24 protein-coding genes and 1 pseudogene are annotated in these 25,353 nt (G+C 70.5%); 10 read left to right on the plus strand and 15 right to left on the minus strand.

All coding sequences use genetic code 11. The features are described 5' to 3' along the window. Positions 1–272: 272 nt before the first annotated feature. Positions 273–467, plus strand: a pseudogene (locus ACZ7L7_RS34325) (transposase); the annotation flags it as partial. Between the two features lie 1,185 nt (positions 468–1,652). Here the strand turns inward: ACZ7L7_RS34325 and ACZ7L7_RS34330 are convergent. From ACZ7L7_RS34330 to ACZ7L7_RS34340, 3 genes are all read right to left on the minus strand, one after another. Next, positions 1,653–1,880: a hypothetical protein gene (locus ACZ7L7_RS34330; RefSeq protein WP_285516570.1), complete on the minus strand. Its 228-nt coding sequence runs from the start codon at positions 1,878–1,880 to the stop codon at positions 1,653–1,655. A 903-nt stretch (positions 1,881–2,783) separates the two neighbouring features. Further along, positions 2,784–4,115 carry a class I SAM-dependent RNA methyltransferase gene (locus ACZ7L7_RS34335; RefSeq protein ID WP_285516571.1) on the minus strand — a complete coding sequence of 444 codons (1,332 nt, stop codon included), beginning with the start codon at positions 4,113–4,115 and terminating at the stop codon, positions 2,784–2,786. 55 nt (positions 4,116–4,170) lie between these two features. After that, entirely contained in the window at positions 4,171–6,219 is a 2,049-nt protein-coding gene (locus tag ACZ7L7_RS34340; protein WP_285516572.1) for an APC family permease, read from the minus strand. Positions 6,220–6,657: 438 nt separating this feature from the next. Between ACZ7L7_RS34340 and ACZ7L7_RS34345 the strand changes: the two genes are divergently transcribed. Together ACZ7L7_RS34345 and ACZ7L7_RS34350 are read left to right on the plus strand one after the other, a co-directional pair. Continuing rightward, entirely contained in the window at positions 6,658–7,329 is a 672-nt protein-coding gene (locus ACZ7L7_RS34345; RefSeq protein WP_093721765.1) for a potassium channel family protein, read from the plus strand. Beyond that, positions 7,329–8,006: a potassium channel family protein gene (locus ACZ7L7_RS34350; protein ID WP_093721766.1), complete on the plus strand. Its 678-nt coding sequence runs from the start codon at positions 7,329–7,331 to the stop codon at positions 8,004–8,006. The genes ACZ7L7_RS34345 and ACZ7L7_RS34350 overlap by 1 nt, the downstream gene beginning before the upstream one ends. Positions 8,007–8,069: 63 nt before the next feature. On the opposite strand, the gene ACZ7L7_RS34355 is transcribed toward ACZ7L7_RS34350, so the two are convergent. Together ACZ7L7_RS34355 and ACZ7L7_RS34360 are read right to left on the minus strand one after the other, a co-directional pair. Beyond that, positions 8,070–8,789 (minus strand): DUF3159 domain-containing protein, encoded by a 720-nt coding sequence (locus tag ACZ7L7_RS34355; protein ID WP_285516573.1) that lies wholly within the window; start codon positions 8,787–8,789, stop codon positions 8,070–8,072. A gap of 3 nt (positions 8,790–8,792) precedes the next feature. Then, positions 8,793–9,191 carry an OB-fold nucleic acid binding domain-containing protein gene (locus tag ACZ7L7_RS34360; protein WP_285516574.1) on the minus strand — a complete coding sequence of 133 codons (399 nt, stop codon included), beginning with the start codon at positions 9,189–9,191 and terminating at the stop codon, positions 8,793–8,795. Positions 9,192–9,326: 135 nt separating this feature from the next. Between ACZ7L7_RS34360 and ACZ7L7_RS34365 the strand changes: the two genes are divergently transcribed. Together ACZ7L7_RS34365 and ACZ7L7_RS34370 are read left to right on the plus strand one after the other, a co-directional pair. After that, on the plus strand, positions 9,327–9,896 hold the full coding sequence (locus ACZ7L7_RS34365; protein WP_285516575.1) for a TetR/AcrR family transcriptional regulator: 570 nt from the start codon (positions 9,327–9,329) through the stop codon (positions 9,894–9,896). 11 nt (positions 9,897–9,907) lie between these two features. Beyond that, positions 9,908–11,047, plus strand: coding sequence for an SGNH/GDSL hydrolase family protein (locus tag ACZ7L7_RS34370; protein ID WP_472077872.1), 1,140 nt, complete (start codon positions 9,908–9,910; stop codon positions 11,045–11,047). 6 nt (positions 11,048–11,053) lie between these two features. Here the strand turns inward: ACZ7L7_RS34370 and ACZ7L7_RS34375 are convergent, their stop codons facing one another. The 4 genes from ACZ7L7_RS34375 to ACZ7L7_RS34390 form a co-directional block, all read right to left on the minus strand. Continuing rightward, positions 11,054–12,220: an alginate lyase family protein gene (locus tag ACZ7L7_RS34375; protein WP_285516577.1), complete on the minus strand. Its 1,167-nt coding sequence runs from the start codon at positions 12,218–12,220 to the stop codon at positions 11,054–11,056. 159 nt (positions 12,221–12,379) lie between these two features. Then, complete coding sequence (locus tag ACZ7L7_RS34380; protein WP_285516578.1) at positions 12,380–13,141, minus strand: DUF3710 domain-containing protein; 762 nt, start codon at positions 13,139–13,141, stop codon at positions 12,380–12,382. Position 13,142: 1 nt separating this feature from the next. Next, complete coding sequence (gene dut / locus ACZ7L7_RS34385) at positions 13,143–13,694, minus strand: dUTP diphosphatase (protein WP_285516579.1); 552 nt, start codon at positions 13,692–13,694, stop codon at positions 13,143–13,145. After that, positions 13,691–14,275: a PaaI family thioesterase gene (locus tag ACZ7L7_RS34390; protein WP_285516580.1), complete on the minus strand. Its 585-nt coding sequence runs from the start codon at positions 14,273–14,275 to the stop codon at positions 13,691–13,693. Before ACZ7L7_RS34390 ends, dut begins: the two co-directional genes overlap by 4 nt. 58 nt (positions 14,276–14,333) lie before the next feature. Here ACZ7L7_RS34390 and ACZ7L7_RS34395 point away from each other — a divergent pair, with 58 nt between their 5' ends. After that, entirely contained in the window at positions 14,334–14,804 is a 471-nt protein-coding gene (locus tag ACZ7L7_RS34395; protein WP_285516581.1) for a DUF3093 domain-containing protein, read from the plus strand. A 66-nt stretch (positions 14,805–14,870) separates the two neighbouring features. Here ACZ7L7_RS34395 and ACZ7L7_RS34400 read toward each other — a convergent pair whose 3' ends face one another. The 4 genes from ACZ7L7_RS34400 to ACZ7L7_RS34415 all read right to left on the minus strand — a co-directional run bounded on the left by ACZ7L7_RS34400 (position 14,871) and on the right by ACZ7L7_RS34415 (position 18,410). Next, positions 14,871–15,812 carry a hypothetical protein gene (locus ACZ7L7_RS34400; RefSeq protein ID WP_453599802.1) on the minus strand — a complete coding sequence of 314 codons (942 nt, stop codon included), beginning with the start codon at positions 15,810–15,812 and terminating at the stop codon, positions 14,871–14,873. A 13-nt stretch (positions 15,813–15,825) separates the two neighbouring features. Further along, on the minus strand, positions 15,826–16,122 hold the full coding sequence (locus tag ACZ7L7_RS34405; RefSeq protein WP_003997302.1) for a DUF4193 domain-containing protein: 297 nt from the start codon (positions 16,120–16,122) through the stop codon (positions 15,826–15,828). A 392-nt stretch (positions 16,123–16,514) separates the two neighbouring features. Continuing rightward, on the minus strand, positions 16,515–17,750 hold the full coding sequence (locus ACZ7L7_RS34410) for a sensor histidine kinase (protein ID WP_285516583.1): 1,236 nt from the start codon (positions 17,748–17,750) through the stop codon (positions 16,515–16,517). 6 nt (positions 17,751–17,756) lie between these two features. After that, on the minus strand, positions 17,757–18,410 hold the full coding sequence (locus ACZ7L7_RS34415) for a response regulator transcription factor (protein WP_007385219.1): 654 nt from the start codon (positions 18,408–18,410) through the stop codon (positions 17,757–17,759). A gap of 364 nt (positions 18,411–18,774) precedes the next feature. Here ACZ7L7_RS34415 and ACZ7L7_RS34420 point away from each other — a divergent pair, with 364 nt between their 5' ends. Next, positions 18,775–18,948 (plus strand): hypothetical protein, encoded by a 174-nt coding sequence (locus ACZ7L7_RS34420; protein WP_167551858.1) that lies wholly within the window; start codon positions 18,775–18,777, stop codon positions 18,946–18,948. A 225-nt stretch (positions 18,949–19,173) separates the two neighbouring features. Here ACZ7L7_RS34420 and ACZ7L7_RS34425 read toward each other — a convergent pair whose 3' ends face one another. Together ACZ7L7_RS34425 and ACZ7L7_RS34430 are read right to left on the minus strand one after the other, a co-directional pair. After that, positions 19,174–19,989: an inositol monophosphatase family protein gene (locus ACZ7L7_RS34425; protein WP_285516584.1), complete on the minus strand. Its 816-nt coding sequence runs from the start codon at positions 19,987–19,989 to the stop codon at positions 19,174–19,176. A gap of 8 nt (positions 19,990–19,997) precedes the next feature. After that, a complete protein-coding gene (locus ACZ7L7_RS34430; protein ID WP_285516585.1) occupies positions 19,998–21,125 on the minus strand; it encodes a ferrochelatase in 1,128 nt (375 codons plus the stop codon). A gap of 173 nt (positions 21,126–21,298) precedes the next feature. Here ACZ7L7_RS34430 and ACZ7L7_RS34435 point away from each other — a divergent pair, with 173 nt between their 5' ends. The 3 genes from ACZ7L7_RS34435 to sepH all read left to right on the plus strand — a co-directional run bounded on the left by ACZ7L7_RS34435 (position 21,299) and on the right by sepH (position 25,278). Further along, positions 21,299–22,546, plus strand: a complete 1,248-nt coding sequence (locus ACZ7L7_RS34435) for an MFS transporter (RefSeq protein WP_285516586.1) — start codon at positions 21,299–21,301, stop codon at positions 22,544–22,546. After that, positions 22,503–23,825, plus strand: coding sequence for a D-arabinono-1,4-lactone oxidase (locus ACZ7L7_RS34440; protein WP_285516587.1), 1,323 nt, complete (start codon positions 22,503–22,505; stop codon positions 23,823–23,825). The genes ACZ7L7_RS34435 and ACZ7L7_RS34440 overlap by 44 nt, the downstream gene beginning before the upstream one ends. A 415-nt stretch (positions 23,826–24,240) precedes the next feature. Beyond that, positions 24,241–25,278 (plus strand): septation protein SepH, encoded by a 1,038-nt coding sequence (gene sepH, locus ACZ7L7_RS34445; protein WP_285516588.1) that lies wholly within the window; start codon positions 24,241–24,243, stop codon positions 25,276–25,278. Positions 25,279–25,353: the final 75 nt, after the last annotated feature.

Here is a 25,353-nt window from a genome sequence, read left to right on the forward strand (position 1 = left end):
GGATACTTACGTGGTGCTGGCACTGCTCGTGGTTCTCCTTCGGGCCAGGATCATAAGCCTGGCTTCAGGGACTCCACGAATCCGGGGTCAGCTCACAGCGCTGCCACAAGGAACTCATGGCACCCCGGAATTCCATGCCTGTGCCCGCGCCTTGCACACCGCAGTGATCGAAGCTCGTGAGTGCTCACCCTGGCTATCCGACCACTGGGCACACGTACACATCGGCCCATGAGACTCATGTGACGGCGGGCACCGTCGTTGCCGACGACAGAACCAGCTCCCCCACCGCCGCTCACCTGGCCTCCTCCGCTGGCCTCACTCGGGGAACGAAGTCCTCAAGGATCTCGATCCACTGCGAGCACGCGCCGCGAGGCGCCAACCGGCAGCTCAAGCGCACGATGTTCCTGTCCGCGTTCGCAGCCCTGCATGATTCTGCTGCCTCCCTCACCTACTACGACCGCTGCCGGCTCGAGAAAGACCTATACAGATCGCTCCTTTACGTGCGGGGATGTGCGCCCTCCGTCTACCCGGCGGGCCAGCCCCGCCGTCGCGGTCTAACCGATGCGGGTCGTCAGGGCCGGCCCATACCGGACCCGGCAGAACCCGAGCAGTTCACGTCAGGGCCGACGGGAGGCCCGTTCGTCGCTGGCTGATCACTGAAGGATGGATCCCGGCCGCACCCACGGGCAGGTGGACCGACGTCGAGGCCGTGCGCCGTGAGGAGCGCCTGATCACTGAGGCCAAGGGCCGCACACAGGAGAAGGGCATCGACGCCGACATCGCCTACGGCCAGCTCCTGCGCCGCAAGAGCAACGACTCCGCGCTCATCCGCTACGCACTCGCCGTATCGACATCTGCTCTGTGGCAGGCCGAACGCGTCCCGGCTCGCACCGGCGCCTGCGGCAGATCGACCTGTATGAGTGACGGGCGACGGCCAGGCCCACCGCCATACCGCCGACGGCGGTATGGCCAACGGCTGATCCAGCAGTCATGGCCGGGCGGACACCGGACCCAGCATCGCCCGTTGCATTCACTAAGCTAAAACCTTATTTTCCCAGGTCAGCGACGTGATGGAATTCATGAACTGAAGCGGAACTCCACTACGAGATCGGCCAGAATTCCCGATTCATCGTGGAAGCTGCGCCCGATGAGCGGATCCCGCTCCAACGGGCGGCCACTACGGTCGGCTCCCCACACAGCAGTGGCAGCAGTACCTTGCCACGCTGGACGACAAGGAGCGCCAGCCATCCGTACGACAGGGGGACCGGCGCGATAGGTGCACCGAGGACCGTCCGGCTCCGGAGGTGCAAGCTGAACCGAAGCAGAGATGTGGCAGCCGCGCGATCGTCCTTGAGTCCCGTCCCCGGGAAACTGAGGACGCCAGGGTTCCGGTCGACGCGTCGGGCCAAGCGATCCCGCTCTGCCCCTTCGGCTGCGGTCAGCCCTCAAGCCTTACAGGACCCAAGGGGCTGCCCGAGCACTTCTCGTGCCGCAGGAAGTATGAGGCGTGATCTATCGGCCACCGCTGACCGCCCCTCGCTGCGTCCTCTGAGCCAGAGCCCTCTACCCGGTTCGGGTGGGGGTGTCGTGTTTACGCCCGACATGCCAGTCCCCGGTGCCACAGTGGGCACAGCACAGCCAGCACCCTTCCCCTAGGAGCCGACCGTGGCCCAGAGCACCACCTTCCGCACCAGCACCAGCACCAGCACCAGCACCAGCACCAAGCAGGACACCTTCACCGACCACCTTGTGGTGTTCCTCAGCTGGGTCTCCCACGCACTCCGGAACTTGGCCGACTCGGCTGACCATGCGGCGAAGATGGTGCGGAAAGCGGACGCGGCACGGCGAAGCTGAACCGGCACGCCCAGGTAGGCCAGCATGCTTCCCGCGCGAGCGGAGAGCACGCTGCTGGCCCCGTCGCGCTGCCCACGTCGAGCAGAATCGAAAGGGTGTACGTCAGCCGTGGGAGTCCTCTGGGACTTTTCTGGGACTTCCGGCTTCATCAACCGGCACGAGCATGAAACAACTGAAAGACGATTCGCACAGGTCAGCGACAAAATCCTCCTCATCGCGGCAGGTCGCCGCACTCCCTGGTCTCTTCCGGGACATCTGACCAGCGGGACTCAGCGGGTCTGCGCTCAGCGTCACCTGCCTCGCCACCCCTCGATGCTCCCGGCCCGGCGCTTCACGGGGAAGTCGACGCCGAGGGGCCGCAGTCGGACGTCGAGCCGCCCCTCGCCGAGACAGCGCACGGCGACGATCAGGGCGCCGGGCGGCCCGTACGTTCAGGGTGATCGTGATCTCGTACGGCAGCCCCTGCGGCGCCACCGTGTACGGGCCCAGCGCGAGCCGACTGCCGTGCGTTTCGTCCTGGCGGACGAGGACCTCGCCGCCGTCCAGATCCGGGGCGAACGGCTACAACCAGCGGACCTGCATCGAGGTCAAGGGCAGCGGGCTACCGGGTGCAGGGCGGAGGGTTCGGCTGCGTCCCGTACGAGCAGGAGGGCGTCGACTCGCTGCGTGCGCAGTTGTGAGCGCTCGGCAGCCATCCGTCCGCGTACTCGGCGATGTGCGCGAACAGCTCGATGGCGAGGTCTTCCTTGGTCGGCGGTCGGCGGCCCAGCCGCCCAGGCCGCCACTTCCGACAGGGTCTGACCTGCCGACAAGCCGTCTGACATCCCATCAGAACGAGCGTCAAATGAGCGTCACGAGCGTCATTTCAGCGTCAAGATATCGCCCGTAACGCCCACATCGCACATAATGCGCACGCACAAAACCGCAGGTCAGGAGCCCTTCGCGACCGGTTCAAGGATCGCGACGCACTCTACGTGGTGGGTCATCGGAAACAGATCGAACACCCGCAGCGTCCGCACCCGGTACCCCCCGTCCCGGAAGTACCCCAGGTCCCGCGCCAGGGCAGCCGGGTCGCAGGCCACGTATGCGATGCGCCGCGCGCCCAGGCCCGCCAGATGCGCGACCGTCTTCCGTCCGGCGCCCGCGCGGGGCGGGTCGAGGACGATGAGGTCGACCTCCGTGATGCCCGTGCGCGGGAGGGCCGCCTCGACCTTGCCCTGTTCGATGCGGACCCGGTCGAAGTCGGCGAGGTTGTGGCGGGCGTCCTCCACCGCGCGCTTGCCGGACTCGATGCCGAGGACAGCGCCGGTCTCGCCGAGGCGGTCGGCGAGGGCGCCGGCGAAGAGGCCGACGCCGCAGTACAGGTCGAGCGCCATCTCGCCCTTGCGGGGCAGCAGGCCCTGCATCACCGCCGTGACGAGGGTGTCGGCGGCCTTCGGGTGGACCTGCCAGAAGCCGCCGTTGCCGACCCGGTAGGTACGGCCGTCGGCGCGTTCGCGGACGAAGGGGCGGCCGTGGACGCGGTGGACACCGCCGTCCTTCTCGCCGACCCGGAGCACGGAGACCGGCTTGTCCAGCTCCACGATGGGCAGGCGGGCGCCAGGGCGCGGAGTGAGGATCACCTGACGGTCCTGCGATCCAGTCGCCGCGATCGCCTCGACGGACTCCATCCCGGTCCAGTCCCGGCTCTCGATGCCGAGTTCGCTGACGCCCTCCGCCGCGATCATGCAGTGGTCGATCGGCTCGACCTCGTGCGAGCGGTGGCGGCGCAGACCGGCGCGGCCGGACTCGGCGTCCACCGCGTACTGCACGCGCGTGCGCCACTGCGGCACCTGGCCGGCCGGCAGCTTGTCGCCCTCGGCGGGCATGACGGTGCCGTCCCAGCCGGCCTCCTCGGGCGTGAGCCCGGCCAGCCGCTTGAGCTGCTCGGCGACGACCTCGCCCTTCATCCGCCGCTGCGCGCCCGGCTTGGCGTGCTGCCAGTCGCAGCCGCCGCAGCGGCCGGGCCCGGCGTAGGGGCAGGGCGCCTCGATGCGGTCCTTGGACGCGGAGAGCACCTCGACCGCGTCGGCGCGCAGGAAACGGGCGCCCTCCTCGCCCTCGGTGACCCGGGCGACGACCCGCTCCCCGGGCAGGGTGTGCCGGACGAAGAGCACCTGGCCCTCGTCGGTGCGGGCGATGCAGTGGCCGCCGTGGGCGACCGGCCCGACCTCGACCTCGTACTCCTCCCCCACCAGCGACTTCTTCGGTTCTGCCTGCATGGCGGGGTGACTCCAGGGAGGTGAGATGGACGGCTCGGGGCAACAGCCCACCAGTCTACGGCCGCTTCGAGGACTCCTTGCCCGGCTCCACGGCCGGACCGCGCCGCACCGAGCCCGGCGCGTTCCATTCCGACCGCTTGCGGGCCCGCTTCTTCGCGGCCTCGGAGGACTGGAGCTGGTACGGCACGGACGTCACCATCACACCCGGCGTGAACAGCAGCCTGCCCTTCAGGCGCAGGGCGCTCTGGTTGTGCAGCAGTTGCTCGTACCAGTGGCCGACCACGTACTCGGGGATGATCACGGACACGGCGTCGCGCGGCGACTCGCGCCGCAGGCTCTTGACGTACTCGATGACCGGCCGGGTGACCTCGCGGTACGGCGAGTCCAGGACCTTCAGCGGGACGTCGATGCCGCGCCGCTCCCACTCGTCGCGCAGTGCCTTGGTCTCGGCGGCGTCCACGTTGACGCTGAGCGCCTCCAGGGTGTCGGTGCGCATCAGCTTGGCGTAGGCCAGGGCGCGCAGCGTGGGCCGGTGGATCTTGGAGACGAGGACGATGGAGTGGACCCGCGAGGGGCGCACCATGTCGTCGCTGGGGCCCTCGGGCGCGGCGATCTCCGCGGCGACCCGGTCGTAGTGCCTGCGGATCGCGGACATGGTCGCGTAGAAGATCACCATGCCGAGCAGCGCCACCCAGGCGCCGTGCGTGAACTTGGTGACCAGGACGACCACCAGGACCAGCCCGGTGAAGAAGGCGCCGAAGGCGTTGATGGCCCGGGAGCGGACCATGTGGCGGCGCTGGGCGCGGTCGGTCTCGGTGCGCAGATGCCGGTTCCAGTGCCGGACCATGCCGGTCTGGCTGAGCGTGAAGGAGACGAACACGCCGACGATGTAGAGCTGGATCAGGCGTGTGGAGTCGGCGCCGTAGACCCACACCAGCAGGGCGGCGGCGCCGGCCAGCAGGACGATGCCGTTGGAGAAGGCGAGGCGGTCGCCGCGGGTGTGCAGCTGGCGGGGCAGGTAGCGGTCCTGGGCGAGGATCGAGCCGAGCAGCGGGAAGCCGTTGTACGCGGTGTTGGCGGCGAGGAAGAGGACCAGGGCGGTGGCCGCCGCGAGGAGGACGAAGAAGAAGGTGTCCTCGCCGAAGACGGCGGCGGCGACCTGCGCGATCACCGGGTGCTGGACGTAGTCGCCGCCGACCGGTACGCCGTCGTGGAAGAGGTCCTTGGCGGGGTTCTCCGCCATGTGCACATTGGTGGCCATGGCGAGCGCGATGATGCCGCAGAACATGGTGACCGCGAGCAGGCCCATCATGGCGAGCGTGGTCGCCGCGTTCCTCGACTTGGGCTTGCGGAAGGCGGGCACGCCGTTGCTGATCGCCTCGACGCCGGTGAGGGCGGCGCAGCCGGAGGAGAAGGCGCGCAGCAGCAGGAAGACCAGGGCGAACCCGGCCAGGCCCTCGTGCTCGGGCTTGATCTCGTAGTCCGCGGTCGGGGAGGCCATCGTCTCGTCCAGGACCACGCCCCGGAACGCGCCCCAGGCGATCATGAGGAACACACCCGTGACGAAGACATAGGTCGGGATGGCGAAGAGCTTCCCGGACTCCTTGACCCCGCGCAGGTTCATCAGCGTCAGCAGCACGATGGTGCCGACGGCGCAGGCGACCTTGTGCTCGACGACGAACGGCACGGCCGAGCCCAGGTTCTCCACGCCGGAGGCGATGGACACCGCCACGGTCAGGACGTAGTCCACGAGCAGCGCGCTGGCCACGGTCAGCCCGGCCCGGGGGCCGAGGTTGGTGCCCGCGACCTCGTAGTCGCCGCCGCCGCTCGGGTAGGCGTGCACATTCTGGCGGTAGGAGGCGACGACCGTGAACATCAGGACGACGACCGCGACCGCGATCCAGGGGCTGAAGTGGTAGGCCGACACGCCCGCGATGGACAGGACCAGCAGCACCTCGCCCGGTGCGTACGCCACCGAGGACAGCGGGTCGGAGGCGAAGACGGGAAGTGCGATGCGCTTCGGCAGGAGCGTTTCGCCGAGCCGGTCGCTGCGCAGTGCGCGCCCGATCAGGATCCGTTTGGGCACGTCGGTCAGTTTGGACACAACAGAGGATCGTAGGCGTTCGAACGGGCTGTCGCCCACCCGCCACCCCTGTTCCCCCGGCCCCCGCACTCCCGTTCCCCCGGCCCCTGCCCTCCGAGTGAAATCGCCGGTGGCGCGGCTGAGGGTGCCACGGCGCACGGCATCCGCGTGCCTATATGACTAAACCCGCCCGCGTTCCCGGCCGTTGGCCCGCCCCCCGGCCGCTCCTGGAGGCCCCATGGACACCACCGCCCAGTTGATCGGTGCCGCCGCCGCGCTCGTCGGTCTCGGCATCCTCACCCTCGCCAGCGTCCGCAGCATCGGCCGCCGCTGATCGTTCCGGCCTCCGGGCAACCGTGCACAGGGGTGCCGTCGTCCCAGTCCACGTGTGTAGCTTGGGCGACGATCTGAGAACCTGATCTGGCTGAGCTGTATCTATTGACATCTGGAAGGACGGTCGTGCACATCGTCATCATGGGCTGCGGACGCGTGGGGTCCGCACTCGCCCAGACCCTGGAGCAACAGGGGCACACGGTCGCTGTGATCGATCAGGACCCCACCGCCTTCCGCCGGCTCGGCCCCGGTTTCGGCGGCCGCCGGGTCACCGGCATCGGCTTCGACCAGGACACCCTGCGCGAGGCGGGCATCGAGGAGGCGGGCGCCTTCGCCGCGGTCTCCAGCGGTGACAACTCCAACATCATCTCCGCGCGCGTGGCCCGCGAGATGTTCGGCGTGGAGAACGTCGCGGCCCGGATCTACGACCCCCGCCGCGCCGAGGTCTACCAGCGCCTCGGCATCCCGACCGTCGCGACCGTGCGCTGGACCGCCGACCAGATGCTGCGCCGACTGCTCCCCTCGGGCGCCGAGCCGCTGTGGCGCGACCCCACCGGCGGGGTGCAACTCGCCGAGGTGCACACCTCCCCGGCCTGGGTGGGCCACAAGATCAGCAGGCTCCAGGAGGAGACGGGCGTCCGGGTGGCGTTCCTGACCCGCCTGGGCGAGGCCATCCTGCCCAGCTCGCAGACGGTGCTGCAGGAGGGCGACCTGGTGCACGTGATGATGCGGGTCGACGAGGTCGACAAGGTCGAGGCGGCGTTCGCCCAGGGTCCCGAAGAGGAGGGCGGTCACTGATGAGGGTCGCCATTGCCGGTGCCGGCGCCGTCGGCCGCTCGATCGCGGGCGAGCTGCTGGAGAACGGCCACGAGGTCCTGCTGATCGACAAGGCGCCGACCGCCATCTCGGTCGAGCGCGTGCCCCAGGCGGAGTGGCTGCTGGCCGACGCCTGCGAGATCACGTCCCTGGACGAGGCGGCGCTCCAGCGCTGCAACGTCGTCATCGCCGCCACCGGCGACGACAAGGTGAACCTGGTCATCTCCCTGCTGGCGAAGACGGAGTACGGCGTCCCGCGCGTCGTCGCCCGCGTCAACAACCCCAAGAACGAGTGGCTCTTCAACGAGTCCTGGGGCGTCGACGTGGCCGTCTCCACCCCGCGTCTGATGTCCGCCCTGGTCGAGGAGGCGGTGAGCGTCGGCGACCTGGTCCGGCTGCTGCGCTTCAGCCACGGCGACGCCAACCTGGTGGAGCTGACCCTGCCCGAGGAGTCGGCGCTGGCCGGCACGCAGGTGGGCGATGTGGAGTGGCCGCAGGACACCTCGCTGGTCACGATCATCCGTGGTACCCGGGTGCTCACGCCGACCCGGGAGGACTCCCTGGAGGCCGGCGACGAGCTGCTGTTCGTGGCCGCGCAGGCCCGCGAGGAACAGCTGGAGGACCTGCTGTCCGTGCGCCGCGAGGACGCGAAGGGCTGAGGGGTTACGACAAAGAAAGGGCGCCCCGGAGAACCCGGGGCGCCCTTCTGTTGCTACGTGTGCTCAGTTGCCCGACCGGGCCTGCGCCTCGCGCTCCTGCTCGGCCTTCTCCGCCGCCTCCATCTCCGCGAACACGTCGATCGGCGCGGGCGCCTTCGCGAGGAAGACCCACGTCAGCCAGACGGCGAGCAGGAAGGGCGGGATCTTCAGGGCGACCAGGACCCAGCCCAGCTGGGTGGTGTCCGCCCACCAGTACAGCGGGAAGAGGATCGCGCACTTGGCGAGCAGGATGCTGCCCCAGGCGTAACTTGCCTTGGCGTACGCCTTCTTGCGGCCCGGGTTCCGCTTGCGCCAGGAGAGGTTCTCCTTGAACACCGGGCCGAGGATCAGACCGATCAGCGGGACACCGCACAGCGTGGTGATGATGTACGCGAGCCCGAGGCCCAGCGTGTACAGCATGCCCGGCAGGTAGAAGTCCTTGGCGTTGCCGGTCATCATCGCGAAGACGACGCCGAAGGCGACCCCGAAGACGCCGCTGAAGGCGTGCTTGACGGTGTCCTTCATCGCGAGCCGGACCACCACCAGGACCAGCGACACCGCGAGCGCGGCGATCGCGGACATGTGCAGGTCCTTGTTGATCGTGTAGATCGTGACGAAGAGGAGTCCGGGCAGCACCGTCTCGACCATGCCGCGCATGCCGCCGAAGGCTTCGAAGAGCGCGGCCTCCGTCACCGCGCGCGAATCGTGCTGGGCCTCCTGGGTCGGCTTGTCGAGCGACGTCACCGGCTACTCCCGTCCGAGCGGTCTCAGTTCGTATTTCGGATTGAACAGCACCCGGCGGCCCCGGCTCATGGAGACCCGGCCCGATGCGATCAGCTTGCGCCCCGGCTCGATGCCCACGATGGAGCGTCTGCCGAGCCACACCACGTCCAGTGCGGCGGAGCCGTCGAACAGTTCGGCCTCCAGGGCCGGGACTCCGGCACGCGGCCGCAGGGTGACCGTGCGCAAGGTACCAGTAACGGTGACTATCTGTCGGTCGTGGCAGTCACCGATGCGAATGCAGCCGGCGGTGTCGGCGTCCTCTCGCAGTTCCTCGGACTCCAGGTCCTCCTGCGACGAGGAGAGCCGGTCAAGCATGCGCCGGAACCGGCCCACCGGCTTTTCGGAACGAGGAACAGAACTCATGTCTGAAGCGTACCGGGGTGCTCCGACACCTACGTACCCGTCGGATCCGGGCTCCAACCAAGGGTGAGCATACGTCGAGTTGCCTAAAGTCTTTAGGTAACTGCATAATCAATTTCGGTAAACGAGAGGACGTTCATGGCACGCGCAGGACTCACCCCGGAGCTGCTCACCCGGGCCGGGGCGGAACTGGCCGACGAGGTCGGCTTCGACCAGGTCACCGTCTCGGCGCTGGCCCGCCGCTTCGACGTCAAGGTCGCGAGTCTGTATTCCCATCTGAAGAGCAGCCACGACCTGAAGACCCGGATCGCCCTGCTCGCCCTGGAGGAGATGGCCGACCGCGCCGCCGACGCGCTGGCGGGCCGGGCCGGCAAGGACGCCCTGACCGCGTTCGCCGACACCTACCGCGACTACGCCCGCGCCCACCCCGGCCGCTACGCCGCCGCCCGCTACCGCCTCGACCCCGAAACGGCGGCCCGCAGCGCGGGCGTACGGCACGCCCAGATGACCCGGGCCATCCTGCGCGGCTACGACCTCGCCGAACCCGACCAGACCCACGCCGTCCGCCTGCTGGGCAGCGTCTTCCACGGCTACGTCGACCTGGAACTGGCGGGTGGTTTCGCTCACAGCGCGCCCGACAGCCAGGAGTCCTGGGTACGCGTCCTGGACGCACTCGACGCCACACTCCGTAACTGGCCCCCAGCCTGAAAGCACTCCCCATGCAGAGCACCCCCCTCACCGCCGCCCTCGTCCGCGGCGCCCTCGATCTGGAGCGCACCGAGCACGGCCTGCTCCCGCACCGGCTCCCCTGGCGGGCCCGCGCCCAGTGCACCGACCCGCAGCTCGCCATGGTCGAGGCCCAGCCCTCCGGCGTACGGCTCGCGCTGCGCACCCGCGCGACGACGATCGAGCTGGACACCCTCCCCACGAAGCGCTCGTACGTCGGCCTCCCGCCCCGCCCGGACGGCCTGTACGACCTGGTCGTGGACGGCGTCCTGACCGAGCAAGCAACGGCGGCCGGCGGCAACGCCCTCACCGTCGACCTGGCCACCGGCGCCACCGAGCACCGCCCGGGCCCGGTCGCCACCCTGCGCTTCACCGGCCTGCCCGCGCGGGAGAAGGACCTGGAGATCTGGCTGCCGCACAACGAGACGACGCAGCTGGTCGCCCTGCGCGCCGACGCCCCCGTCGGGCCGCTGCCCGACCGCGGACGGCGGGTGTGGCTGCACCACGGCAGTTCCATCAGCCACGGTTCAGACGCGGCGAGCCCCACCGGCATCTGGCCCGCGCGCGCCGCGGCCCTGGCGGAGGTGGAGCTGATCAACCTGGGCCTCGGCGGCAGCGCCCTGCTGGACCCCTTCACCGCCCGCGCGCTGCGGGACACCCCGGCGGACGTGATCAGCGTCAAGATCGGCATCAACCTGGTCAACCTCGACCTGATGCGGCTGCGCGCCTTCGGCCCGGCCGTGCACGGCTTCCTGGACACCATCAGGGACGGCCACCCGGACACCGAGCTGTGGGTCGTCTCCCCCATCCTGTGCCCCATCCACGAGGACACCCCGGGCCCCGGCGCCTTCGACGCCGCCGCGCTCGCCGAGGGCCGCCTGAACTTCCAGGCCACCGGCGACCCGGCCGAGCGGGCCGCTGGCAAGCTGACCCTCACGGTGATCCGCGAGGAGCTGTCCCGGATCGTGGAGCAGCGCGGGGGCGAGGACCCGAACCTCCACTACCTGGACGGCCGCGAGCTCTACGGGGAGCGGGACTTCGCCGAGCTCCCGCTCCCCGACGCACTCCACCCCGACGCGGCCGCCCACCACCTCATCGGCACCCGCTTCGCGGAACTCGCCCTGAAGCGCTGACCGCGCTCAGGCGGGGTTGTCCCCGTGAGTGAGGGTCTCCCAGGCGACGAAGAGGTTGTTGCTGCCGGAGGGGCGGTTGCGCGTGGTCAGCGCCTCGGTGTTGGTCATGGCGTGCCCGAGGCGGTTGTGCAGGGCGTTGTAGCCGACCTCGGTGACCGGCCCGAGCCCGAGGTGCAGGGAACCGCCGCACAGCCAGCCGGGCACGGCCGTACCGAGTTCGTACGTGGCCTGGAAGCCGAGCGCGTGCCGCAGCCGCTCGCCGACGTCGGTGCCGTACAGGTCCTGGCCCTGGATCTTGCTGGTCTCGGCGACGTGGGAGATGGCGGAGATGCCGTAGCCGGTGTGGGTCAGGTCCCGGCAGGTCTCCTGGGTGAGTCCGGTGACGAAGGTGGACTGGCCCTGCCAGTACTTGACGATCTTCTCGCGGGTGTTGAGGTTCTGGCTGGGCACGGTCCTCGGCAGGTCGCCGTCGGAGGCGAGGTAGACGTAGGCGGCGGTCCGGGTGCGGAACTTCGCCATGGCCTTGTCGTAGGACGCCTTGTCCTCAAGGAAGACGGAGATGCCTATGGCGGCCTCCATCATCGACAGCTCCCAGTTGCCGTTGGAGTTCGAGCCGTTGATGATCTCGGGCAGGTAGACGTCGCGCAGCATGGTCGCGAAGCGGCCGGAGTTCGGCCAGCCGCCGTCGTAGGTGTGCTTGATGATCTCGGCGGCCTTGGGCCAGGAGGAGCCCGCCCAGCCGGTCTGGAGCGGGGCGTTGCTGTTGGTGTGGTCCTTCAGGACGGCGGACCAGGCGTCCATCAGCTGGATGGACTTGCGCGCGTAGCGGGCGTCCCGGGTGATGTACCAGGCGAGGGCGTTGGTGTACGCGGCGATCGCGTCCTCGCGCTCGTCGGTGCAGCCGTTGTTGGGGTTGGAGTACGAGCCGCACTCCACGACCGCGCGCGGCTTGGGCGTGCGGTTCTGGTCGGCGTACTTGCTCGCCATCATCCGGTCGTAGGCGCCCTTCCAGGGCTGGGCGCCGACGAGGACCTTGGAGCGGGCGAAGTCGAGCTGGCCCTTGGAAACGGTGACTCCGGGGTGGACGAAGGTGGTGGGGGCGGCGTCGGCGGGCCAGGCGAGCGCGCTCGCGACGAGGGCGGCCACGGTCGCGAGGAGGGGGGTACGACGCATAGCGACTCCGTTCGTATATGTGAACTGAGAGCGCCTTTATGAACGTAGGCGTTGGCCGGGACCATAGGTACAGACCAATAGACCGTCAAGGGCCCCGGCAGCACAAAGGGCCGCACCCCGAGGGGTACGACCCTTTGCTGCCTGCTTGTCCTGTGCCGCCTACCGGACCTCGGTGATCTCCGGTCCGCGCTGCAACTGGCCCATGCCGCCGGAGAAGCGGGAGCCGCTCTCCTCCTGCTGGACCCCCTCGGGGACCATCTGGGCATCGTTCGGCAGCTTCAGCACGATCGGGTCGCGGGGCGCCATCGGGCCGTCGCCGCGGACCACGACCGTGTCCCGGAAGATCTGCTCCAGCAGGCCGGCCGCCTGCGGCTGCACCGCGCCCTGGCCGGAGATGACTCCGCGCAGGAACCAGCGCGGGCCGTCCACACCCACGAACCGCACGACCTGGAAGCCGCCCGTGCCGTCCGGCAGCTGCACCGGTACCTGGGCGCGCAGCTCCCAGCCCAGCGGACCCTCGACCTCGTCGATGATGCCGCCCTGCTGGGTGATGCCCGTCGCGATCTCCTCGCGCACCTCGCCCCAGATGCCCTCGCGCTTGGGAGCGGCGAAGGCCTGCAGCTGGATGGCGCTGTCGCGCAGGACGACGGTCGCCGCGACGATCGCGTCGCCCGCCACCTCGACCCGCAGTTCCATGCCGTCGACCCCGGGCACGAAGAGCCCGCCCAGGTCGACCCGGCCCTCGCCGGGCTCGCGCACCTCGCTGCTGTCCCACGGTCCGTCGGGACGCGGCCCCGGCTCCAGGCGCACGCGCTCGCGCGTGCCCTCGTCGTCCGCCTCGGTGTCGACGCCGTCGACGACCTGCTCGGGCTCGCCGGCCGCGTCCTCGGCGGCACCCTTCTTCTTGCGACGTCCGAACACGTCACTGTCCTTCCCGGTCGGATACGACCGAAGCGTATCTAGTCCCACCCGTAGTGCCGCCTTCGGCGGCCTGACCGCTTGTGCCGCGCCCGCCGTCCACGGCGGCATGACCACCGGTGGACCCGAAGCCCCCCTCGGCCCGCACCGAGCCGGGAAGCTCCGCGACCTCCTGGAAGCGGACCCTCTCGACCTGCTGGACGACCAGTTGGGCAATCCGGTCGAAGCGCTCGAACCGCACCGTCTCGCGCGGGTCGAGATTCACCACGATCACCTTGATCTCCCCACGGTACCCGGCATCAACCGTCCCTGGGGCATTCACCAGGGCGACACCGCAGCGGGCGGCGAGACCGGAACGTGGGTGCACGAAGGCCGCGTACCCCTCCGGGAGCGCCACAGACACCCCGGTGGGCAGGACGGCCCGCTCCCCCGGCTCCAGTTCGCACGCCTCGGTGGTGCGCAGATCCGCGCCCGCGTCACCGGGGTGCGCGTACGACGGAAGCGGTACGTCCGGGTCGACGCGGCGGATCAGCACGTTCAGGGGGTCACGGCTCACGGGTTCACCTCGAAGGCGCGGGCCCGGCGGACCTGGTCCGGGTCGCTCATGGCGGCCTGGATCTCCGCCTCGCGGCCGTTCTCGATGAAGTGGTCCACCTTGACCTCGATGAACAGGGCGTCGGCGCGCACCGCGACCGGCCCGTCGGGGCCGCCGACCCGCCCGGTGGCGGTGGAGTAGATCTTCCGCCCGGCCACCGCGGTCACCTCGGCCTCCAGGTGCAGCACGGTGCCCACCGGGACCGGGCGCCGGAAGTCCGTCTCCAGCCGTCCGGTCACGGCGATGGTGCGCAGCAGCCAGTTCAGCGAGCCGAGGGTCTCGTCGAGGGCGGTGGCCAGTACGCCGCCGTGGGCGAGGCCGGGCGCGCCCTGGTGCTCGGGGCGCACGGTGAACTCGGCGGTGAGGGAGACCCCTTCGCCCGCCCGCGCCTGCAGGTGCAGCCCGTGCGGCTGCTCGCCGCCGCAGCCGAAGCACTGGCCGTAGTGCGCGCCGAGCAGCTCACCGGGGGCGGGAGCGTCGGGGTGCCGCACCGGCTTCACCGCGTCGGCCGGGGGCTTGAGGCTTGAGGATGTACCACTCACAGCCGCAGACCTTACCCGCGCGTCGGCGCCTTCCCGACACCGTGCCAAGCTTGGTTTCATGCAGCTCTCCGCCACCCCGTACGAAGAACGCCTCACCGCCCCCCGCTCGTGGTGGCTGATCTCGGCGCTGGTCGGCCTCTCCCTGGCGCTGATCCTGCTGCCGTTCGGCACCCTGCCGATGCTCGGCGGACTGGTCGGCGGCACGGCCGCGGCCGCCGTGACGGCCAGCTCCTACGGCTCGGTCCGGATCCGGGTGGTGGGCGGTTCGCTGATCGCGGGCGAGGCGAAGATCCCGGTCACGGCGCTGGGCGAGGCCGAGGTGCTGGACCCCGAGGAGGCCCGCGCCTGGCGGACCCACAAGGCCGACACCCGCGCCTTCCTGCTGCTGCGCGCGTACATCCCGAGGGCGCTGAAGGTCGAGGTCACCGACCCCGAGGACCCGACGCCGTACCTGTACCTGTCGACCCGCGACCCGCAGGCGCTGGCCGAGGCCATCGAGGCGGCGAAGGCCGCGCGGTCCGCGGCCTAGTACACAGGGTCGAAGGTCCCCCGAAAGGGGTCGAGCTGAGCCCGCCGGCGCGGCGGGGGCCGTGGCTCAGCGCCTGAATCTGCCGCTTCCCGGCCATCTGCGGCCGACGTCCCTGGTGACCTCTTCCATCGTGATCGGGTCGGCGGGCTTCTCCAGCGCGGGCAGGTCGGGCAGCGCGTCCCAGGGCACCTGGATCTTGCGCAGATCGGCGCGGATGCGGTCCGCGAGCTTCTTGGTGTCCCGGCGGTTCATCAGCGCGCCCACGGCCGCGCCCACCATGAACGGCATCAGGTTCGGCAGGTTGCGCACCATGCGCTTCATGATCTGCTGGCGCAGCTGCTGCTTCATGTGGGTGTTCAGCGCCGAGCTGACCGTGGACGGCTTGGTCACCTGGATCCCGCGCTCGCCCGACCAGGAGTCGAGGTAGGCGGTGGAGCGCTGTTTGAGGTTCCCCGGCGGGCGTACGCCGTAGACCTCGTGGAGTTCGGCGATCAGCTTCAGCTCGATCGCGGCGACCCCGGTGATCTCCGCGGCCAGTTCGGTCGGCATCGCGGGCGGCACGGGGAGCATGGCGGCGGCGCCGATACCGGCGCCCACGGTCGAGGTCGCGGTCATCGCGCCCGCCACCAGCTTGTCGGCGATCTGCTCGGGACCGAGCCCCGGGAACTGCCGCCGCAGGGTCGCGAGGTCGCGTACGGGCACACGCGGGGCGATCTCGATGAGCCGGTCCGCGAGGTAGGCCAGCCCCGCCTTGGCGCGGCTGCCGCCCTTGCGGACACCTTCCCGGGCCCTGTCACGTATCGCCGCTGCGCGCCGTCGCGCCATCGGCGCGGGAGCCTGTGCCGGCGCCGGCGGATCGCCAGGGCCGGCCACCGGTTCGAGCGAGGCCGATCCGGGACCGGATGAGCCTCGCTCGTCGTCACGCGCGCCGTGCGGGCCGTCGGACGGCCCTTGGTCCGCTCCCCCGGTCGGGAAGCGGCGCTTCCAAGGAGGGGTCGAGCCGGTCATGCCCGACCCGCCCTCAGTCGCAGTCGCGGCAGATCGGCTGACCGTTCTTCTCCCGGGCCAGCTGGCTGCGGTGGTGCACCAGGAAGCAGCTCATGCAGGTGAACTCGTCCTGCTGCTTGGGCAGCACCCGGACGGCCAGTTCCTCATTGGAAAGGTCGGCGCCGGGCAGCTCCAGACCTTCCGCGGCCTCGAACTCGTCGACATCCACAGAGGAGGTCGACTTGTCGTTCCGCCGGGCCTTGAGCTCTTCAAGGCTGTCCGAGTCGACGTCGTCGTCGGTCTTGCGTGGGGTGTCGTAATCCGTTGCCATGTCGCTCTCCCCCTCTGGGTGTCTGCGGTGTCTCCAGCGCACGTAACGCGTGAGAGGCCGGACTTGTGCCCGACCCGAGGCGGAGATTTTGCCTCACATCAAGGTCTGTTACTCAATCGACACCCAACCGGACCCCTCAAGAGTGATCGGCTTGGATGGCGAACGGGACCGTACACGGTCCCAACGCCGCACTTCAAAGGCGTCTCACCGTGTACTTCCCGTGATGCGGACCCCCGAAAACCCGGATTTTCCCGGCTTTCCGACAGGTCACATGATCACGCAGCGTAGATGGCCGGAAATTCGTCCTTGTGATCGATCACACACGGTAAAGGCCATCCGTCGCCCCGGAAATTCCGCTCAAAGCGAACAGGCCCGGGTGTCGGGACCCGAACTCACAGCGGCAGGGCCACCCTCATCACCAGCCCGCCGCCCTCGCGCGGCTGCGCCGTGATGTGCCCGCCGTGCGCCCGCGCCACCGACCGCGCGATCGACAGACCGAGCCCGACGCCCTTGTCGCTGCCGGTGCGCTCGGTGCGCAGCCGGCGGAACGGCTCGAAGAGGTTGTCGATCTCGTACGCCGGGACCACCGGCCCGGTGTTGGACACGGTGAGCACCGCCTGGCCGTGCTGGCTCTCGGTGTTCACCTCGACCCAGCCGCCCTCGGGGATGTTGTACCGGACGGCGTTCTGCACCAGGTTCAGGGCGATCCGCTCCAGTAGCACGCCGTTGCCCTGGACCACCGCCTGCTCGCGCTTGCCGCGGATCTCCACGCCCTTGGCCTCGGCCTCGGCGTGCACCTGATCGACGGCCTGCTCGGCCACCTCGGCGAGGTCGACGGGCTTGCGCTCGACGATCTGGTTGTCGCTGCGGGCGAGCAGCAGCAGGCCCTCCACGAGCTGCTCACTGCGCTCATTGGTGGCCAGCAGTGTCCTGCCGAGCTGCTGCAGCTCCACCGGCGCGTTCGGATCGGACAGGTGCACTTCCAGCAGAGTGCGGTTGATCGCGAGCGGGGTGCGCAGTTCGTGCGAGGCGTTGCCGACGAAGCGCTGCTGGGCGGTGAAGGCGCGCTGGAGGCGCTCCAGCATGTCGTCGAAGGTGTCGGCGAGCTCCTTCAGCTCGTCGTCCGGGCCGTCCAGCTCGATCCGGCGGGAGAGGTCGGAGCCGGCCACGGCGCGGGCGGTGCGGGTGATCCGGCCGAGCGGCGACAGGACGCGTCCGGCCATGGCGTAGCCGAATGCGAAGGCGATCACCGCGAGGCCGAGCAGAGCCAGCAGGGAGCGGCTGAGCAGGGCGTCGAGGGCGTGCTCGCGCTGCTCGTTCACGCACTCGTTGAGCACCTGGTTCAGCTCGTCCGCGGGCAGGCGGGTGGCGGTCAGGTTGCACATGTCGCTGGAGACGGAGCCGGACACGACCCGGAAGGGCAGGTCGCTGCCGACCCTGAGCGCGCTCGCGGCGACCAGGTAGATGATCGACAGCAGCAGGATGCCGGCGATCAGGAACATGCCGCCGTAGAGCAGGGTGAGGCGTATCCGGATGGTCGGGCGCAGCCAGGGGAAGGGCTGGACCTGCCTTCTGGGGTCCCAGGTCGGTTTGGGCGGGGCCTGGGGCGGTGCGGGGGACGTTGCCATGGGGACTCAGATCCGGTAGCCGGAGCCGGGGACGGTGACGATGACAGGCGGCTCGCCCAGCTTGCGGCGCAGCGTCATGACGGTGACACGGACGACGTTGGTGAACGGGTCGGTGTTCTCGTCCCACGCCTTCTCCAGCAGCTGCTCCGCGGAGACGACGGCGCCCTCGGAGCGCATCAGCACCTCCAGGACGGCGAACTCCTTGGGCGCGAGCTGGACCTCCTTGCCGTCGCGGAAGACCTCGCGGCGGTTGGGGTCGAGCTTGATCCCGGCGCGCTCCAGGACGGGCGGCAGCGGGACGCTGGTACGGCGGCCGAGGGCACGCACGCGTGCCGTCAGCTCGCTGAAGGCGAAGGGCTTGGGGAGATAGTCGTCGGCGCCGATCTCCAGGCCCTCGACGCGGTCGCTGACGTCGCCGGAGGCCGTGAGCATCAGTACGCGCGTGGGCATGCCCAGCTCGACGATCTTGCGGCACACGTCGTCGCCGTGCACGAGCGGGAGGTCGCGGTCGAGGACGACCACGTCGTAGTCGTTGACGCCGATGCGCTCCAGGGCCGCCGCACCGTCGTACACGACGTCGACGGCCATGGCCTCCCGGCGCAGTCCGGTGGCCACCGCATCGGCGAGCAGCTGCTCGTCCTCGACGACGAGTACGCGCACGTCGTTCTTCCTTCCTGAAGTCCACCCGCGTAGCGCCGCTCGGGGCACGCGGGCAGGGGTCTGCTGGGGTGTCTTGGCCTCCATCCTGCCCTTTTCGGCCATAAGTCGGCAGTAAGAGCAGTCAGTGACCGCATGAACGCCGGGTGTGCGGCCCGGGAATGCCAGATTTTCTCGGTGCGTTGAGGTTTCCGTGAAACAGAGCGGGGGGAGGACGGCTTTACACCCCGCGATCACGCTCCGCTTGTGCCGCACCACCATGCGGTACAAGGCAATCCGCTTTCCGCAGAGCGGCCCACGTGATCGCCCCTTCCGAACGGCACACCCCCGTGCCACCGACCCACGACCCAGGACGAGGGGGCACAGCATGGACGCATTCACCGCAGGGCTTCTCCAGCGCATAAGGGCGACCGAGTCCGACCTGACGCGAGCCCGCGACGAGGGCGACGACTTCCTCGTCGAGGTGGAGCAGGGCGAGCTCGACGACCTGCGCCGCCTCGCCGCGGAGCACGGTGTGGAGGTCGGCGCCTACCGCGTCTGACCGGCACGCACGCGCAGAGCGGGCCCCCGGCGAATCCAGCGCCGGGGGCCCGCTCTTGTGCTGTCCGGGGCCCCGGGCGGCCCATCGGCCCGCGCGCCGCTCCCCACGACGGCACCGCCGCCCATCGGGCGGGACCACCTCGACCGCTGGACCGGCGGCCTGCCCGTCACGGTGCCCGACGTACCCCCGGGCGCGGCGTCGCGGGGACCGCCACGACGGCGCGGGTCAGTCGTGCCAGGCTCCGAAGTCCTCCAGCAGCCGCTGGAGGGGCTCGAAGACGCCCGGGGTGGCGGCGACCGTCAGGGCGTGGTTGGGACGCTCTCCGGGGCGTCCACCGGTCATGGCGCCCGCTTCCCGGGCGATCAGGTCGCCCGCCGCGAGGTCCCAGGGGTGCAGCCCGCGCTCGTAGTAGCCGTCCAGGCGTCCGGCGGCCACGTCGCACAGGTCGACCGCCGCCGAGCCGGAGCGCCGGATGTCGCGCAGCAGCGGGATCAGCCGGTGGGCGACCTCGGCCTGGTGCCGCTTCACGTCGGTCACGTAGTTGAAGCCGGTCGAGACCAGCGCCTGCTCCAGCGGCGGCGCCGGGCGGCAGGCCAGCTCGCGCTCGCCGTCCCAGGCCCCGGTGGCCCGGGCGCCGCCGCCGCGTATCGCGTGGTACGTCTCCCCGCGCATCGGGGCCGCGACGACCCCCACCACGGTCTCGCCGTCCTGCTCGGCGGCGATGGAGACGGCCCAGGTCGGCAGTCCGTAGAGGTAGTTGACGGTTCCGTCGAGGGGGTCTACCACCCAGCGGACCCCGCTGCTGCCCTCGGTGGAGGCGCCCTCCTCGCCGAGGAAGCCGTCGTCGGGGCGGTGGCCGGAGATCAGGTCGGTGATCAGCTTCTCGGCGGCGATGTCCATCTCGGTGACCACGTCGATCGGGCTCGACTTGGTCTTCGCCACCGCGAGGTCGGCCGGGCGGCCGTTGCGCAGCAGGTCGCCCGCGCGGCGCGCGGCCTCCTGGGCGATGTGGAGCAGCTCCGCGTACAGGGGGTCGGTCACGGGGCTCCTCAGGCGTAGGGGCTGTCGGCGCCCGCGGCGGCGGGCCGGGGGGCGCGGGCCGGGCAGCAGCCGACCGGGCAGAGGTGGTGGCCGGGGCCGAGCGTGCCGAGGGCGCACGGGGTGACGTCCCGGCCGCTCTCCACGGCGGCCCGCTCCAGGACCAGCTCGCGCATGGCCGCGGCGAAGCGCGGATCGGCGCCGACGGTGGCCGAGCGGCGCACCGGCAGGCCCAGCTCCTCCGCCTTCGCGGTGGCCTCGGTGTCGAGGTCGTACAGGACCTCCATGTGGTCCGAGACGAAGCCGATGGGGGCCATCACGACGGCCGGGACCCCGGCCGCGTGCCGCTCCTCCAGGTGGTCGCAGATGTCGGGCTCCAGCCATGGGATGTGCGGGGCGCCGGAGCGGGACTGGTAGACGAGCTGCCAGGGGTGGTCGACGCCGGTGCGCTCACGGACCGCGTCGGCGATCAGCCGGGCCACGTCCAGGTGCTGCCTGACGTACGCCCCGCCGTCGCCGTGCCCCTCGACGGGCCCGGAGGTGTCGGCGGCGGAGTCGGGGATGGAGTGGGTGGTGAAGGCGATGTGGGCGCGGTCGCGGACCTCCTCGGGGAGGTCGGCCAGGGAGCGCAGCACGCCGTCGATCATGGGCTCCACGAAGCCCGGGTGGTTGAAGTAGTGCCGCAGCTTGTCGATGCGCGGCGGCTCCAGGCCCTCGTCCTTGAGGGCGGCGAGGGAGTCGGCGAGGTTCTCGCGGTACTGGCGGCAGCCCGAGTACGAGGCGTAGGCGCTGGTGGCCAGGACGAGGACGCGGCGGTGGCCGTCGTGCACGATCTCGCGCAGGGTGTCGGTCAGATACGGCGCCCAGTTGCGGTTGCCCCAGTACACCGGCAGGTCCAGGCCGTGGTCGGCGAAGTCCTTGCGCAGGGCGTCCAGCAGGGCGCGGTTCTGGGCGTTGATGGGGCTGACCCCGCCGAACCGGAAGTAGTGCTGTCCGACTTCCTTGAGCCGTTCCTTGGGGATGCCCCGGCCGCGGGTCACGTTCTCCAGGAACGGAACCACGTCGTCCGGGCCCTCGGGGCCGCCGAAGGAGAGCAGGAGCAGGGCGTCGTAGGGGCGGGGATCGAGCGCGTCTGGCATGCCTTCGATCCTGCCACCCGGCACTGACACCCGGACAACGGCGGGGGGTCGACCTGGGTTCCGTGCCGTCCGAACGGGTGCGTTAGGGTCACCTAACTCGTAAGCTGTATCGACCATCTACACGCCTTACGCGGCGCCTTCGCGCGTCCGCCCTGCCCGCGACCGGAGAGCCCGTGCCCAGCCCCTACCGCGCCCTGTTCGCCGCTCCCGGCTCCAAGGGCTTCTCCGCCGCGGGCTTCCTCGGCCGGATGCCCCTGTCGATGATGGGCATCGGCGTGGTCACGATGATCTCCGAGCTGACCGGCCGCTACGGGCTGGCCGGCGCCCTGTCGGCCACCATCGCGCTCGCCGCGGCCGTGGCCGGACCTCAGGTGTCGCGCCTCGTGGACCAGTACGGCCAGCGGCGCGTGCTGCGCCCGGCGACGCTCGTCTCGCTCGCGGCGGCGGCCGGGCTGCTGCTCGCCGCGCACTACGGCTGGCCGGACTGGACGCTGTTCGTGTTCAGCGCGGGCATCGGCTGTGTGCCGAGCGTCGGCGCGATGATCCGGGCCCGCTGGGCGGCCCTGTACCGGGGCACCCCGCAACTGCACACCGCGTACTCCTTCGAGTCCGTGGTGGACGAGGTCTGCTTCATCTTCGGGCCGATCATCTCCATCGGGCTGTCCACCGTCTGGTTCCCGGAGGCCGGTCCGCTGCTCGCCGCCTGCTTCCTGGCGGCGGGGGTGTTCTGGCTGACCGCGCAGCGCGCCACCGAGCCCGAGCCGCACCCGCGCGAGCAGCACGGGCGGCGCGGCGGCAGCGCCCTGCGCTCGGCCGGTCTGCAGGTCCTGGTGGCCACCTTCGTGGCGACCGGCGCGATCTTCGGGGCGGTCGACGTGGTCACCGTGGCCTTCGCCGAGGAGGAGGGCCACAAGGGCGCGGCCAGCGTGGTCCTCGCCGTGTACGCGGCCGGTTCCTGCCTCGCGGGTGCCGTCTTCGGGCTGCTGCGCCCCAAGGGCGCCCCCGAACCTCGCTGGCTGCTGGGCGTATGCGCGATGGCCGTGAGTATGATCCCCCTCCTACTGGTCGGAAACTTGCCGTTTCTGGCCGTGGCGCTGTTCCTTGCGGGGCTGTGCATCGCTCCCACGATGATCACGACGATGTCCCTCATCGAGCAGCACGTACCACGCGCGCACCTGACCGAGGGCATGACCTGGGTGAGCACCGGGCTCGCGGTCGGGGTCGCGCTCGGCTCCTCCGTGGCCGGCTGGGTGATCGACGCGGCCGGTGCGCGAGCCGGGTACGGGGTTCCGGCCGTCTCCGGAGCCGTCGCGGTCGCGGTCGGTTTCCTCGGGTACCGCCGGCTGAGCAGGCCGGCGCCGGGTCGGGGAGGCACCGTTGAGCAGCACAGCGAGCGGGACGAGGAACGGCACGTGGCGTAACTGGGGCGGGAACGTCTCCGCCCGCCCCGCGCGGGAGGTGGAGCCGGCCTCGGTGGAGGAACTGGCGGACGCCGTGCGCAGGGCCGCCGAGGACGGGCTGAAGGTGAAGGCCGTCGGCACCGGGCACTCCTTCACGTCGATCGCCGCCACCGACGGTGTGCTGATCCGGCCTCAACTGCTGACCGGCATACGCAGAATCGACCGGGACAGCATGACCGTCACGGTCGAGGCGGGCACCCCGCTCAAGAGACTCAACACGGCCCTGGCCCGCGAGGGTCTGTCGCTGACCAACATGGGCGACATCATGGAGCAGACGGTCTCCGGGGCGACCAGCACCGGCACCCACGGCACGGGCCGCGAGTCCGCCTCCATCGCCGCCCAGATCACCGCGCTCGAACTGGTCACCGCCGACGGCTCGGTGCTCCACTGCTCCGAGAAGGAGAACCCGGAGGTCTTCGCGGCGGCCCGGATCGGGCTCGGCGCGCTCGGCATCGTCACCGCGATCACCTTCGCCGTGGAGCCGATCTTCCTGCTCACCGCGCGCGAGGAGCCGATGCCCTTCGAGACGGTGCTGCGCGACTTCGACGAACTGTGGGCCGAGAACGAGCACTTCGAGTTCTACTGGTTCCCGCACACCGGCAGCACCAACACCAAGCGGAACAACCGCAGCGCGGGCCCGCAGCGCCCGGTGGGCCAGGTCAAGGCCCTGTTCGAGGACGAGTTCCTCTCCAACGGCGTCTTCCAGGTCGCCCAGTGGGTCGGCCGCGCGGTCCCCGCCACCGTCCCGGCCATCGCCCAGATCTCCAGCAAGGCCCTGTCCGCGCGCACTTACACGGACATCCCCTACAAGGTCTTCACGTCGCCGCGCCGGGTGCGCTTCGTGGAGATGGAGTACGCCGTCCCGCGCGGGGCGGTCGTCGAGACGCTGCGCGAACTGAAGACCATGGTGGACCGCTCCGACCTGAAGGTCAGCTTCCCGGTGGAGGTGCGTACCGCTCCCGCGGACGACATCACCCTGTCCACCGCCTCGGGCCGGGACAGCGCGTACATCGCCGTCCACATGGCCAAGGGGACGCCGTACATGCGGTACTTCACGGCCGCGGAGCGCATTTTCACCGCGCACGAGGGCCGGCCTCACTGGGGCAAGGTGCACACGCGGGACGCCGAGTACTTCGCCCAGGTCTACCCGCGCTTCGGTGAGTTCACCGCGCTGCGTGACCGGCTGGACCCCGATCGGCTGTTCCAGAACGACTATTTGAGGAGGGTTCTGGGGGCGTGAACAACTGCGCGCCCGTTCGCTCCCATTCGGATGTTTAGGTGAAGTACGCCACTTTCAAGATCCCCACATCCCTTGCCGGACAAGGCCAAGTCCCGCCTCTTGCGCCAAGTTGGGCGGCGTGCCAATCCACGCACGTGGCCCAAATGGAGTACTGTTGCGAGCCCTGGGTCCGGTCTCCCGCCTGGGCGTCCGCGACCTTCAAGGACCGCCGGGAGGGGGCTAGTTGCACAGGGTGACGGAGTTGGTCACTTAGCGTTGCGAATAGGTAACCGTGCCATAACGGCGATCCAGGGCCCGCGCCCGACACGCCGGGCAACTCGGCAAGGTTGTGGCAGGCTGCACCCGGGCAGGCCACACTCGACTAGCGGAAGCAGCGACGCACGTGACGTCGGCAGGCACCACCCGGGAGGTCCCCATGCCCGAACTGCGTGTCGTGGCCGTCTCCAATGACGGCACACGGCTGGTGCTGAAGGCTGCGGACAGCACGGAGTACACGCTTCCGATTGACGAGCGTCTGCGCGCCGCCGTACGCGGCGACCGTCCCCGCCTCGGCCAGATCGAGATCGAGGTGGAGAGCCATCTCCGCCCCCGCGACATCCAGGCGCGTATACGCGCGGGTGCCACGGCCGAGGAAGTCGCGCAGATGGCGGGCATCCCCGTCGACCGTGTCCGCCGCTTCGAGGGCCCCGTGCTGGCCGAGCGCGCCTTCATGGCCGAGCGGGCCCGCAAGACCCCGGTCCGCAGACCCGGCGAGAACGCCGGCCCCCAACTGGGCGAGGCCGTCCAGGAGCGGCTGCTGCTGCGCGGCGCCGAGAAGGACTCCGTGCAGTGGGACTCCTGGCGCCGTGACGACGGCACATGGGAGGTCCTGCTGGTCTACCGGGTCGCGGGCGAACCGCACTCGGCGAGCTGGACGTACGACCCGCCCCGGCGGCTCGTCCAGGCCGTCGACGAGGAGGCCCGCTCGCTGATCGGCGAGTCCGACGACCTGGCCGCGCCCGAGCCCAGCTTTCCGTTCGTGCCGCGTATCGCCCGGCTGCCGCGCGACCGTCCGCTGGACCGCGGACACGACCGGGACCGCCCGAGCCTGCCCGCGGCGGCGTCCGAGTCCGAGGAGACCGCGAGCGAACGGGACTCGCTGACCAGCCTGTTGGAGGCCGTCCCGAGCTTCCGCGGCGACCTCGTCGTACCGGAGCGCCCCTCCGACGCCCCGGCCACCGAGGAGCCGCCCGCCACCGAACCCGCGGCGGAGGAACCGCCCGCCCCCGCGGCGTCCGCCGGTTCCGCCTACGCGGACGTCCTGATGCCCCGCTCGGTGGGCAGCCACCGCGACCGGCTGATCGGCTCCACCGACCGCCAGGCCGAGGCCGACGGCGTCCGTCCCGGGCGCCGTGCCGCGGTCCCGAGCTGGGACGAGATCGTCTTCGGCACGCGCCGCAAGAAGCAGGAGTAGTCGGCGAAGTACCTTCGGGGCCCGCGCTGTTGAGCGCGGGCCCCGTTGTCGTGCCTACCGCGGGTCCCGGCGTTG

The organism is Streptomyces sp. NPDC110618, assembly GCF_055657065.1.

Bases quoted from the DNA above. Each gene is read 5' to 3' on its own strand.
- ACZ7L7_RS34430 (WP_285516585.1), bottom strand. From the start codon at position 21,125: ATGCCAGACGCGCTCGATCCCCGCCCCTACGACGCCCTGCTCCTGCTC.
- ACZ7L7_RS34405 (WP_003997302.1), bottom strand. From the start codon at position 16,122: ATGGCAACGGATTACGACACCCCACGCAAGACCGACGACGACGTCGAC.
- ACZ7L7_RS34370 (WP_472077872.1), top strand. From the start codon at position 9,908: ATGCAGAGCACCCCCCTCACCGCCGCCCTCGTCCGCGGCGCCCTCGAT.
- ACZ7L7_RS34375 (WP_285516577.1), bottom strand. From the start codon at position 12,220: ATGCGTCGTACCCCCCTCCTCGCGACCGTGGCCGCCCTCGTCGCGAGC.
- sepH (WP_285516588.1), top strand. From the start codon at position 24,241: ATGCCCGAACTGCGTGTCGTGGCCGTCTCCAATGACGGCACACGGCTG.
- ACZ7L7_RS34420 (WP_167551858.1), top strand. From the start codon at position 18,775: ATGGACGCATTCACCGCAGGGCTTCTCCAGCGCATAAGGGCGACCGAG.
- ACZ7L7_RS34400 (WP_453599802.1), bottom strand. From the start codon at position 15,812: ATGACCGGCTCGACCCCTCCTTGGAAGCGCCGCTTCCCGACCGGGGGA.
- ACZ7L7_RS34335 (WP_285516571.1), bottom strand. From the start codon at position 4,115: ATGCAGGCAGAACCGAAGAAGTCGCTGGTGGGGGAGGAGTACGAGGTC.
- ACZ7L7_RS34350 (WP_093721766.1), top strand. From the start codon at position 7,329: ATGAGGGTCGCCATTGCCGGTGCCGGCGCCGTCGGCCGCTCGATCGCG.
- ACZ7L7_RS34330 (WP_285516570.1), bottom strand. From the start codon at position 1,880: ATGCTGGCCTACCTGGGCGTGCCGGTTCAGCTTCGCCGTGCCGCGTCC.
- ACZ7L7_RS34410 (WP_285516583.1), bottom strand. From the start codon at position 17,750: ATGGCAACGTCCCCCGCACCGCCCCAGGCCCCGCCCAAACCGACCTGG.
- ACZ7L7_RS34360 (WP_285516574.1), bottom strand. From the start codon at position 9,191: ATGAGTTCTGTTCCTCGTTCCGAAAAGCCGGTGGGCCGGTTCCGGCGC.
- ACZ7L7_RS34395 (WP_285516581.1), top strand. From the start codon at position 14,334: ATGCAGCTCTCCGCCACCCCGTACGAAGAACGCCTCACCGCCCCCCGC.
- ACZ7L7_RS34365 (WP_285516575.1), top strand. From the start codon at position 9,327: ATGGCACGCGCAGGACTCACCCCGGAGCTGCTCACCCGGGCCGGGGCG.